Source organism: Rhodococcus koreensis (genome assembly GCF_900105905.1).
GTDB lineage: Bacteria > Actinomycetota > Actinomycetes > Mycobacteriales > Mycobacteriaceae > Rhodococcus_F > Rhodococcus_F koreensis.
The window spans coordinates 1,186,475-1,197,326 of sequence record NZ_FNSV01000005.1; the positions used below are offsets into that span (position 1 = coordinate 1,186,475).

Genomic DNA, 10,852 nt, shown 5'->3' on the forward strand with positions numbered 1-10,852 from the left:
ACGGCCGGAACCGGCGAAACGTATTAGCGTGGAGCCATGAGTTCGCAGCAGCAGGATCCCACGCAGTCCGCCCCGAAGGTTGCTCTCTCCGACAGCGAGTGGCGCGAGAAACTGACTCCCGAGGAGTACGCGGTGCTGCGCCAGGCCGGCACCGAGCGCCCCTTCGTCGGCGAATACACCGACACCAAGACGGAAGGCGTCTACCACTGCCGGGCCTGTGGCGCCGAACTGTTCCGCAGCACCGAGAAGTTCGAATCGCACTGCGGGTGGCCGTCGTTCTTCGACCCGTCCGACTCGGACGCCGTCATCCTCCGCGAGGACACCTCGCTGGGCATGCGCCGCGTCGAGGTGGTCTGCGCGACGTGCCACAGCCACCTCGGCCACGTCTTCGAGGGCGAGGGCTACCCCACCCCCACCGATCAGCGGTACTGCATCAATTCGATCTCGCTGGTTCTGGAACCGGCCGGCGAATGATCGCGGGCGGATCGAACGCCCGGATCGGCGGCAGCTCGCCGTCGTAGCGTTCGATCTGCACGAGCACGTGCTGGCCCGTGCAGCCGTGGGCGAGTGACGACGTCCCCACGTCCGGGGTCAGCACGTTCGGGTTCCCGTGCACGCAGAGCGAATCCGGGTCGGTCGCGTCCAGCGGGTCGTACCAGGCCCCCGTCGACAGCTGCACCACCGCGCGGCGGACACCCTCGTCCACCACCACACCGGCGAGGCACGCGCCCCGGTCGTTGAACACGCGGACGACGTCGCCGCCGGTCAGTCCGCGGTCGGCGGCGTCGTCCGGATGGATGCGCAGCGGTTCGCGGCCCCGGATCTTCGACTTCTGGCTGGTGCCGCCGTGATCGAGTTGGCTGTGCAGGCGGGTGCGTGGCTGGTTGGCGATCAGATGCAGCGGGAACTGCCGGGCCCGCGGGCCGCAGAGCCACTCCTCCGGCTCGTACCAGCGGGGGTGGCCGGCGCAGTCGTCGTAGCCGAATCCGTCGATGTCCTCGGAGAAGATCTCGATCCGCCCGCTCGGGGTGCCGAGCGGGAACTTCACCGGATCCGCCCGGAAGTCGCCGAACAGGATCAGGTCGTCCTCGGTCCGCATCCGCACGTGGCCCTGCGTCCAGAAGTCGTCGAAACTCGGCGCCGGTCCGCCGTCCGCCCGGACGAAGTCCCGCCACTGCCCATACAGGTGCTCGAGCCACTGCCCGGACGTGCGGCCCTCGGTGAACTTCTCGCCGACACCCAGTTTCCGGGCGACGGCGGCGAACGTGTCGTAGTCGTCCTGCGCGTCGGCGTACGGCGTCACCGCGGCGTGCATGGCGACGAGCAGCGGATCGTTGCGGGTGCAGCTGATGTCGGCCCGCTCGAGCGACGTGGTGGACGGGACGACGATGTCCGCGTGCCGGGCCATCGGCGTCCAGTAGGGGTCGTGGACGACGATCGTGTCGGGCCGGGCCAGTGCGCGGCGCAGACGCGGAATGTCCTGATGGTGGTGGAACGGGTTGCCGCCCGCCCAGTACAGCATCTTGATGTCCGGGTACGTCAGACGCTGACCGTCGTAGTCGAACGGGGCGCCCGGGTTCAGGAGCATGTCCGAGACCGCGGCCACGGGGATGAAGTCGCGGACCGGGTTCAGACCCTGAGGAAGCGTGGGCAGCGGGTACGGGACCGGGGCGAGCCCGGGCTCGTTCATGGAACCGTAGCCGTGACCGAAACCTCCACCGGGAAGGCCGATCTGGCCCAGCATCGCGGCGAGGGTGACCCCCATCCACGGGGCCTGCTCGCCGTGCCGGACCCGCTGCAGCGACCAGGTGACGGTCACCATCGTCCGGCCCGCCGCCATCCGCCGGGCGAGGGCCACCAGGTCCGGGGCGGCGATGCCGGAGATCTGCTCCGCCCAGGCCGGCGACTTCGGGACACCGTCGGAGCGTCCGAGCAGGTAGTCCTCGAAGCGGTCGTAGCCGACGCAGTGGCTGGCGAGGAACGCCGTGTCGTGCAGGCCTTCCGACGCGAGAACATATGCGAGGGCCAGCATGATCGCGACATCGGTGCCGGGCACCGGCGCATGCCGTTCGGCGACGCCGTGCACGTCGTCGCTCAACGGACTGAACGACACGACGGATCCGCCGCGCCGCCGCAGGGCATCGAGGGCGTCACGGGTGGGGTGGTCGCTGGTGCCGCCGTGATTGACGCCGGTGTTCTTGAGGGGGACGCCGCCGAAGCACACCATGACGTCGGTGTGCTCGGCGATGAGCCTCCAGGACGTGGAGCGGGCGAACATCTTCCAGTGCGTGCCCACCACCCGGGGCATGACGACGCCCGTCGCGCCCAGCGAGTAGCTGTGCACCGAACGGGTGTAGCCGCCGAGGGTGTTCAGGAACCGGTGCACCTGGCTCTGCGCGTGGTGGAACCGGCCCGCGCTGGCCCACCCGTACGAACCGCCGTAGATCGCGCTGTTGCCGTGGGTGTCGACCACCCTGCGCAGTTCGTTCGCCAGCCGCTGGGTCAGCTCCTCCCAGTCGACCGGCACGAACTCGTCGGAGCCGCGGGAGGTGCTCGGTCCCGGGCCGTTCTCGAGCCACCCCCGGCGCACGACCGGACCGGTGATCCGCGCCTTGGTTCGGACCGACCCGGCGAGGTTGCCCAGCACCGGTGACGGGTCGGCGTCACCGGTGTACGGGTGCGCGGCCACGACGTCGCCGTCGGCGACCTCGGCCTCGAACATGCCCCAGTGCGACATGTGCTGGTAGCGGGGCGCCCTGTGGGCCCCGTCGGCGTCACTCATTTCTCGTGCGTCAGATCACGGCAGAGCCGCGACGAGCTTCTCCACATCCACCCGCGGGCCGGTGAAGAACGGCACCTCCTCGCGGACGTGCAGCCGGGCCTCGGTGGCGCGCAGGTCGCGCATGAGGTCCACGATGCGGTACAGCTCGGGCGCCTCGAACGCGAGAATCCACTCGTAGTCGCCGAGCGCGAACGCCGGCACGGTGTTGGCGCGCACGTCCTTGTAGGTGCGGGCCGCCATGCCGTGGTCGGCGAGCATCTTCCGGCGCTCGTCGTCGGGCAGCAGGTACCACTCGTAGGAGCGGACGAACGGGTACACGCAGATGTAGTTGCCCGGATCCTCGCCTGCCAGGAACGCCGGGATGTGGCTCTTGTTGAATTCGGCCGGACGGTGGCACGCGACGTTGCTCCACACGGGCTTGCTCACGCGGCCCAGGGCGGTGGTGCGGCGGAAGTCGGCGTACGTCGCCTGCAGGGCCTCGATACTCGCCGAGTGCGTCCAGATCATGAAGTCGGCGTCGGCGCGCAGTCCCGCCACGTCGTAGAGCCCGCGCACCACGACACCCTTCTCGGCCTGAGCTTCGAAGAAGATCCGTGCCTCCTTGATCACAGCTTCCCGGTCGTCCCCGAGTACACCGGGTTCCACCTGGAACACCGAGAACATGAGGTAGCGGATTTCAGAATTCAATGCGTCGAAGTCGAGGCGTGCCATGGGTCTATCGTGCCACTCGCCCGGAGAGCCGTGCAGCCGCCGTCGTCGCAGCGGCCACGCACGCGGGTACACCCACCCCCCGCAGGAGCGCCCCGGACACCTCGACACCGTCCAGACCTGCGATTTCCTGCTCGATCACCGCCACCCGCTCGAGGTGGCCGGGACCGTACTGCGGCAGTCCGCCGTGCCAGCGCTGGACGTGCGCGGCGACGGGCTCCGCGGACACCCCGGTGACGGTCGCGAGGTCGCGCCGGGCCGCGGCGATCAGCTCGTCGTCGGGTGCGTCGACGACGGCGGCGTCGCCGAACCGTCCGAACGATGCCCGCACGAGGGTGACCTCCCGCTCGGCGAGGTGCGGCCACTTGCGGCTCGACAGCGTGAACGCCTTCGCGCCGAGCGACGTGTCGGTGGCGACCAGGATCCCGGAGTTCTGCGGGATGTCGGTGCCGGCAGGCAGGGCCAGCGCGACGACGGCCGAGGAGGCCAGCGGGATGTCGGCGGCGGCCGCCGACGCGCGGGGGGCGACGCCGGCGAGCAGTTCGGCGAGCTGCGGAGCGGGCACGGCGAGCACGACACCGTCCACCCGGCCCACCGGGTCCGCCGACCAGCCGTCGCCGTCGCGGTCGAGCGCTTCTATTCGCTCGTGCACGATCTCTGCGCCCGCGGCGTCCGTCAGGGCGCGCAGCAGGACGCCGTAGCCGTCGCGCAGCGCCCCGAACACCGGTCCTGCAGCGCGAGGGGGAAGTGCCTCCGCCACGGCCGCGGACAGGCTCGTGGCACCGCGGTCGAGGGCGGCCGCGAGGGTGGGGAGGGCGGCGCGGACACCGATGGTGTCCGCCAGCCCCGAATAGACCCCTCCGAGAAGCGGATCCACCGACCGCCGGACCACCTGCGCACCGAACCGGTCGCCGACCAGCGCACCGACGGAGACGTCGTCACCCGGCGTCCAGTCGAGGGGCACCGTCCGCTCCCCCGCCACCCGCGCGAGGGTCCGTTCGTCGACGAGGCCCCGGAGGCTGTTCTCGTCCGCGGGGATCCCCATGAGGGTGTCGGCGGGCAGCGGGTGCAGAGCGTTCTCGGACCAGATGAGCGGACGCAGCCCCGCCGGATACACGAGCTGGTCGGCGAGACCGAGTTCGCCGAGCAGGGCAGGCAGTTCCGGGCGCCGCGCGATGAAGGCTTCCGCCCCGACGTCGACGGGTTCCCCGGCCAGATCCACCGTGCGCAGCTTGCCCCCGAGCCGCTGCGCGCCGTCGGCGACGACGATCCGGGCACCGGCGCCGAGCCGTTGCCGCAGGCGGTACGCGGCAACGAGCCCGGAGATGCCGCCGCCGACGACGAGTACGTTCGGCGACGACCCGGTCACAGGGAATGCACCAACTCGACCAGCGCGGTCAGCGCGCCCGGGTCGGTATCGGGCAGGACGCCGTGCCCGAGGTTGAAGATGTGTCCCGTCGCGCCTGCGGCGAGGGCGGCGTCGGCCTCCGCGGTGATGCGGCGGACCTGCTTCTCGACGGCCGCCGGTCCCGCGAACAGCACCGCGGGGTCGAGGTTGCCCTGCAGCGCCTTGCCCGGGCCGACCCGGCGCGCCGCGACGTCCAGGGGGATGCGCCAGTCGACGCCGACCACGTCGGCGCCCGCCTCGCCCATCGCGCCGAGCAGTTCACCGGTTCCGACACCGAAGTGGATCCGCGGCACCTTCGCGCTCGCCACCTCGGCGAACACCCGCTCGGAGTGCGGCAGCACGAATTCGCGGTACTCGGCCAGCGACAGCGCACCCGCCCACGAGTCGAACAGCTGGATCGCGTCGACGCCGGCGCGCAGCTGGGTCTGCAGGAACGTGATGGTGGTGTCGGCGAGCGTGCCGAGCAGCGCGTGCCACGTCTTCGGGTCGGAGTGCATCAGCGCCTTCGTGCGCTCGTGATTGCGGCTCGGTCCGCCCTCGACCAGGTACGACGCGAGGGTGAACGGGGCGCCGGCGAAGCCGATCAGCGGCGTCGACCCGAGTTCCGCGGTGAGCAGCTGCACGGCCTGCGCGACGGCACCGACCTCCTCGGGCACGAGCCGGGGCAGGGCTGCGACGTCCGCGATCGACCGGACCGGATTCGCGACGACGGGACCGGTGCCGGCCACGATGTCGAGATCGATGCCGGCCGCCTTCAGCGGCACCACGATGTCGGAGAACAGGATCGCGGCGTCGACCCCGTGCCTGCGCACGGGCTGCATGGTGATCTCGCAGACCAGTGCCGGATCGAAGCACGACTCGAGCATGCCGATCCCCGACCGGATCTCGCGGTACTCGGGAAGCGAGCGGCCCGCCTGCCGCATGAACCACACCGGGCGTCGGCCGGGAGCGCGGCCTCCCGCGGCCGCCAGGAGGGGTGCGTCGGGGAGCACCCGCCTCGCGGCGTACGTCGCCCGTTCGCTCATGCCTGCATTGGTGCTTTCCAACCCGCTCATCGGTCCTCGCGCTCTCTGCCTGCTCGAATTTCGGCAGCTCTCATGCTGCCATGCCGCGGCTCCGCCGCCGATCGGCCCTGCTCGGCGCGCCTCCGACGAGATGCGTGGGTCCGGGTCTAACGTCCCGGGCTGTGACGACTTCGGGATCGCCCGCCGAACCGGCCGAGTTCCGCGCCGCCGTCGAAGCGATGAATTCCGCGCAGGTCCGCGCGGACATCGAGCTGGGTCCCATCCGGCCCCCGCAACGACTCGCGCCGTTCAGCTACGCCGTCGGCGCCGAGGTCGTGCACGAGGACACCGGGGTCGTCGCCGAGCAGAGCGAGGGTGACGCGTTCGGCAGATTGATCCTCCTGTTCGACCCCGAGGGCGACGAGGCCTGGAACGGCACGATGCGGCTGGTCGCCTACATTCAGGCCGACCTGGACGCCGCCGTGGCGTCCGACCCCCTGCTTCCCGAGGTGGCGTGGAGCTGGCTCGTCGACGCGCTGGAGTCGCGCCACGAACCCCTCAACGCGCTCGGCGGGACCGTGACCGCGACGACGTCGGTGCGGTACGGCGACATCGCCGGTCCCCCGCATGCGCATCAGCTGGAGCTGCGCGCGTCGTGGACGGCGACGTCGGTCGAACTGGCCGCGCACGTCGAGGCGTTCTGCGAGGTGCTGGCGTACGCGGCCGGTCTGCCGCCCGCCGGGGTGGCGCAGCTGAAGACGCTCGGCGGCAAGTAGTCATGCCGATTCCGTGCCCGCCGCGGGGACGTCGGTGGTGGCGCTGCGCGACCATTCCAGGAACCGCCCGACCGCCTGCGTGACCGAGATGCTGCGGATCGAGGGGAACACGTCGAACGCGTGCTGCGCGCCCTTCAGTTCCGCGTAGACGACGGGGTTGCCGGACACCTGCCGGAGTTCGTCGACGAAGATCCGCGCCTCGGCGACGGGAATGAGCGAATCACTCGTCCCGTGGATCACGAAGAACGGCGGTGCGTCCGCCCGGAGGTGCGCGAGCGGCGACGCGGCCCGGTAGTCGTCGGGGAACGCGGCGTTCTTGCCGAGCACCATCGGCATCAGTCCGGAGTGCACGCGCTGGAGGACGGCCTTGATTCCGGTGTCGCCGGCGAAGTCGTAGACGCCGTAGTAGGGCACACACGCCTGGACCGACGTGTCGACGTCCTCGAATCCGGGCTGCAGCCGGCTGTCGTTCGCGGTGAGGCCGACCATGGCGGCGAGGTGGCCGCCCGCGGAACCGCCGGTGACGGCGATGAAGTCGGGGTTGCCGCCGTACTCCTCGACGTGCTCCCGGAGCCAGGCCAGGGCCTGCTTGATCGCGATCAGGTGTTCCGGCCATTTCGCCTTCGGCGACAGCGGGTAGTTGACGGCCGCGCACACCCACCCCCGCGAGGCCATCTCGAGCATCAGCGGCAGACCCTGCTGGTCCTTGTTCCCGATCACCCAGCCTCCGCCGTGGATCTGGAGGAGGACCGGGCTCTTCGACGGCAGGTCCTGCCGGTGGTAGATGTCGAGGCGGGCCCGGCGCCCGCCCGGCCCGTACGCGAGGTTGCGGACCCGGGTGACGGCCTTGTTCCGCATCCAGAACGGGTTGAGGAGTTGCCGCCACACGGGTCGCCCGGGATGGTCGATGGCGTGGTCGCGGTCGGTGTAGTTCTCGCCGAGCGTCTCGACGAGCGCGGATTCGGCTTCGGCTCCGGCGCCCCGGCCGGTCGCGATGACGGCGGCGAGCCCGGCGGCGGAGGCGGCGGCCAGTGCGAGACCGACACGGTCGCTGCGGGTCCGCGTTCCGTGACGGGCCGCGTGCTGGGCGGCGTCGGCGGCGGTCACGGCGAGGAGGTGGGGTGCGAGTTCGGTGGTCAGCCACCCCGAGAAGAACGCGACCACCGAGGTGGGCGCACCGGGCAGGGGACGCAGGGCGTTGGCGGCGAGTGCGGCGCCGACGGCCTGCCGGAGAACGAAGCCTCGGGTCATACCTCCCACCGTAGAACATGTTCTAATCGGGCGGTTGCGCGCCCCACACCCCTGCGCGGGCGGATCGAGAACGGCACCGAGCGCCGCCTCGTCGGCCCACCGTCGCGCGGACCTCGCGGTTCCGCGATTCGTTGGACCAGATTCTAGAACGTGTTCTAGTATCGGTTTCATGCAGCGACTCAGCGGTCTCGACGCGTCCTTCCTCTATCTCGAAACGTCGACGCAACTCCTCCACGTCTGCGGAGTCATCGTTCTCGACGTCTCGACGATTCCCGGCGGCTACACGTTCGCCGGACTCAAGGCCGAACTCGGCGCCCGCACCGAGGCGATTCCCGCGTTCCGGCGCAAGCTGCAGGACTCCAGGTTCAACCTCGACCACCCGGTGTGGGTCGAGGACACCGACTTCGACATCGACCGGCACTGCCACCGCGTCGCCCTTCCCGCCCCCGGCGGCCGCGACGAGCTGGCCGAACTGTGCGGCGACATCGCGGGCATCCCCCTCGACCGCGCCCGGCCGCTGTGGGAGATGTGGGTGATCGAGGGCCTCGAGGACGGTTCCGTCGCCGTGATGTCGAAGATGCACCACGCCGGCGTCGACGGGATCACCGGCGCCAACATGATGGCCCAGCTGTGCGGCCTCGAACCGGACGCCCCGCGGCCCGACCGCGACGACTCCGCCGAGAGCGCGGGGCAGGCGAGCACGCTCGACATCGCCGTGGGCGGGCTGCTCGCCGTCGCGTCCCGGCCCGCGAAACTGCTGCGGATCGTCCCGCAGAGCCTGACGCTGCTGCCCCGCTGGATCGGCCGGGCCCGGCGCGGCGAGGCGATGCCTGCGCCGTTCACCGCACCGCGCACGTCCCTCAACGGCACGCTGACCAGCCACCGCAATCTCGCGTTCACCCAGCTCGACCTCGACAAGGTCAAGACGGTCAAGAACGCGTTCGACGTCAAGGTCAACGACGTCGTTCTCGCCCTGTGCTCGGGCGCACTGCGGAAGTACCTGCACAGCCGCAGGGAACTGCCCGACAAGTCGCTGGTCGCGATCGTCCCGGTGTCGGTCCACGGAAAATCGGACCGGCCCGGCACCAACCAGGTGTCCGGGATGTTCACCCAACTCGGCACGCAGATCGAGGATCCCGCCGAACGCCTGCTGGCGATCGGCGAGCACAACTCGACGTCCAAGGAACATAACGAGACGCTCGGCCCGAGCCTGCTGCAGGACTGGTCGCAGTTCGCCGGCCAGGCCGTGTTCGGCACGGCGATGCGCCTCTATTCGACCCTCGGCCTGGCGGAACGGCATCCGGTGGTCCACAACCTGGTGATCTCGAATGTGCCGGGGCCTGCGGTCCCGCTGTACTTCCTGGGCGCCCTGATCCGGGCGATGTATCCGCTGGGCCCAATCTTCCACGGCGCGGGGCTCAACGTGACGGTGATGTCGCTGAACGGTCAACTCGACGTCGGCCTGATGAGCTGCCCCGAACTCGCGCCCCACCTCTGGGACCTCGTCGACGCGTTTCCGGCGGCCTTGGACGAGCTCGTCGAAGCAGCGGGGAACCGGCCGTGAACCCGCCGGTGCGCTGCGGGAATCCCGAAGCGACGTAGAGTCAGCTGTCATGTCCGAAGTCACCGACGACGCCTCGTCACCCGTCCCCGCCGAAGAACCCGGCAGGCAGGTAGTACCCCTGCTCGCACCCCGGGACGGCGTACCCGACGTGGTGACCACCGCGGAGGGTGTCGCGAAGGCCGCGGCCGCGCTGAGCGAGGGCACCGGGCCGCTGGCGGTCGACGCCGAGCGGGCGTCCGGCTTCCGCTATTCGGCGCGGGCGTATCTCGTGCAGCTGCGCCGGGAGGGCGCGGGGACGGTGCTCCTCGACCCGATCCCCACCGCCGCCGATCTCGCCCCGCTGGCGGACGTGATCAACCCGCTGGAGTGGATCCTGCACTCCGCCGACCAGGATCTGCCGGGGCTGGCGGAGATCGGCCTGGCGCCGGCGACGCTGTTCGACACCGAACTCGCGGGGCGCCTCGCCGGGTTCGAACGGGTCGGCCTCGCCGCCATCGTCGAGCGGACGCTGGGCCTCGAACTCCGGAAGGGGCACGGCGCCGCCGACTGGTCGAAGCGGCCGCTGCCCGACACCTGGCTGAACTACGCGGCCCTCGACGTCGAGGTCCTGGTCGAGTTGCGGAACGTGATGGCCGCGGAACTCGACGAGCAGGGCAAGAGCGAGTGGGCGGCACAGGAATTCGAGCACATCCGGCTCGCGGGACCACCGAAGCCCAAGGCCGACCGCTGGCGGCGGACGTCGCACATCACGTCGCTGAAGACGCAGCGGCAACTCGCCGCCGCACGGTCGCTGTGGCAGGCCCGGGAGGACCTGGCCCGCAAACGCGACGTCTCCCCCAGCCGGGTGCTTCCGGATTCGGCGATCATCGACGCCGCGACCAAGGACCCCCACAGCATCGAGGCGCTGCGGGCGCTGCCCGTGTTCGGCGGTCCCCGACAGCGGCGGCATTCCAGGATCTGGCTGCAGGCGCTCGAGGATGCCGGGGCGCTGCCGGACTCCGAACTTCCACCGAAGACCCCGCCGTTCACGGGCCCCCCGCCCGCGAGCCGGTGGGCGCGGCACGACCCCGACGCCGCGGAACGGCTGACGGCGGCCCGCGCCGCGCTGGCCGCTCTCGGGGCGGAGGTGTCGGTGCCGGTGGAGAACCTGGTGACCCCGGAACTCGTCCGGAGGCTGTGCTGGGACTGGGCGGCTCCCGAGGACGGCGCCGAGGCGGCGATCGACGGGGTGCTCGACGCCGGCGGGGCGCGACCCTGGCAGCGGATGCTGACCGTGCCCCGGCTGGCGACCGCGCTGCGCGCCGCGGCCGAGCAGAAGGGCTCCGGCGACGACTGATCGCGAGCATCGACACGCGGGGT

At 71.0% G+C, this 10,852-nt stretch carries 9 protein-coding genes; 4 read left to right on the top strand and 5 right to left on the bottom strand.

What is annotated here, in order from left to right; translation table 11 throughout:
- The first annotated feature begins 36 nt into the window (after positions 1-36).
- Positions 37-474: a peptide-methionine (R)-S-oxide reductase MsrB gene (gene msrB, locus BLV94_RS10195; RefSeq protein ID WP_072942286.1), complete on the top strand. Its 438-nt coding sequence runs from the start codon at positions 37-39 to the stop codon at positions 472-474.
- Here msrB and BLV94_RS10200 read toward each other — a convergent pair.
- From BLV94_RS10200 to hemE, 4 genes are read right to left on the bottom strand one after another with little or no spacing between them, the layout of a single operon-like run.
- A complete protein-coding gene (locus BLV94_RS10200; protein ID WP_072942288.1) occupies positions 434-2,782 on the bottom strand; it encodes a molybdopterin-dependent oxidoreductase in 2,349 nt (782 codons plus the stop codon). The two genes, msrB and BLV94_RS10200, sit on opposite strands and share 41 nt — an antisense overlap.
- A gap of 15 nt (positions 2,783-2,797) precedes the next feature.
- Positions 2,798-3,493 (bottom strand): hydrogen peroxide-dependent heme synthase, encoded by a 696-nt coding sequence (gene hemQ / locus BLV94_RS10205; RefSeq protein WP_072942290.1) that lies wholly within the window; start codon positions 3,491-3,493, stop codon positions 2,798-2,800.
- Between the two features lie 4 nt (positions 3,494-3,497).
- Entirely contained in the window at positions 3,498-4,859 is a 1,362-nt protein-coding gene (locus BLV94_RS10210; RefSeq protein ID WP_072942291.1) for a protoporphyrinogen oxidase, read from the bottom strand.
- On the bottom strand, positions 4,856-5,923 hold the full coding sequence (hemE, locus tag BLV94_RS10215) for a uroporphyrinogen decarboxylase (protein ID WP_174705497.1): 1,068 nt from the start codon (positions 5,921-5,923) through the stop codon (positions 4,856-4,858). The genes BLV94_RS10210 and hemE overlap by 4 nt, the downstream gene beginning before the upstream one ends.
- Positions 5,924-6,084: 161 nt before the next feature.
- Here hemE and BLV94_RS10220 point away from each other — a divergent pair, with 161 nt between their 5' ends.
- On the top strand, positions 6,085-6,678 hold the full coding sequence (locus BLV94_RS10220) for a DUF3000 domain-containing protein (RefSeq protein ID WP_072942294.1): 594 nt from the start codon (positions 6,085-6,087) through the stop codon (positions 6,676-6,678).
- Here the strand turns inward: BLV94_RS10220 and BLV94_RS10225 are convergent, their stop codons facing one another.
- Complete coding sequence (locus BLV94_RS10225) at positions 6,679-7,929, bottom strand: alpha/beta hydrolase (protein ID WP_072942296.1); 1,251 nt, start codon at positions 7,927-7,929, stop codon at positions 6,679-6,681. It abuts the gene before it with no gap.
- Between the two features lie 169 nt (positions 7,930-8,098).
- Here BLV94_RS10225 and BLV94_RS10230 point away from each other — a divergent pair, with 169 nt between their 5' ends.
- Both BLV94_RS10230 and BLV94_RS10235 read left to right on the top strand, forming a co-directional pair.
- On the top strand, positions 8,099-9,493 hold the full coding sequence (locus BLV94_RS10230; protein WP_072942297.1) for a WS/DGAT/MGAT family O-acyltransferase: 1,395 nt from the start codon (positions 8,099-8,101) through the stop codon (positions 9,491-9,493).
- 49 nt (positions 9,494-9,542) lie between these two features.
- Positions 9,543-10,829, top strand: a complete 1,287-nt coding sequence (locus BLV94_RS10235; protein ID WP_072942299.1) for a ribonuclease D — start codon at positions 9,543-9,545, stop codon at positions 10,827-10,829.
- The last annotated feature ends 23 nt before the right edge of the window (positions 10,830-10,852 follow it).

Excerpts from the sequence above, each read along its gene's own strand:
- msrB (WP_072942286.1), top strand. The coding sequence starts at position 37 with ATGAGTTCGCAGCAGCAGGATCCCACGCAGTCCGCCCCGAAGGTTGCT.
- BLV94_RS10200 (WP_072942288.1), bottom strand. The coding sequence starts at position 2,782 with ATGAGTGACGCCGACGGGGCCCACAGGGCGCCCCGCTACCAGCACATG.
- hemQ (WP_072942290.1), bottom strand. The coding sequence starts at position 3,493 with ATGGCACGCCTCGACTTCGACGCATTGAATTCTGAAATCCGCTACCTC.
- hemE (WP_174705497.1), bottom strand. The coding sequence starts at position 5,923 with ATGAGCGAACGGGCGACGTACGCCGCGAGGCGGGTGCTCCCCGACGCA.
- BLV94_RS10225 (WP_072942296.1), bottom strand. The coding sequence starts at position 7,929 with ATGACCCGAGGCTTCGTTCTCCGGCAGGCCGTCGGCGCCGCACTCGCC.
- BLV94_RS10230 (WP_072942297.1), top strand. The coding sequence starts at position 8,099 with ATGCAGCGACTCAGCGGTCTCGACGCGTCCTTCCTCTATCTCGAAACG.
- BLV94_RS10235 (WP_072942299.1), top strand. The coding sequence starts at position 9,543 with ATGTCCGAAGTCACCGACGACGCCTCGTCACCCGTCCCCGCCGAAGAA.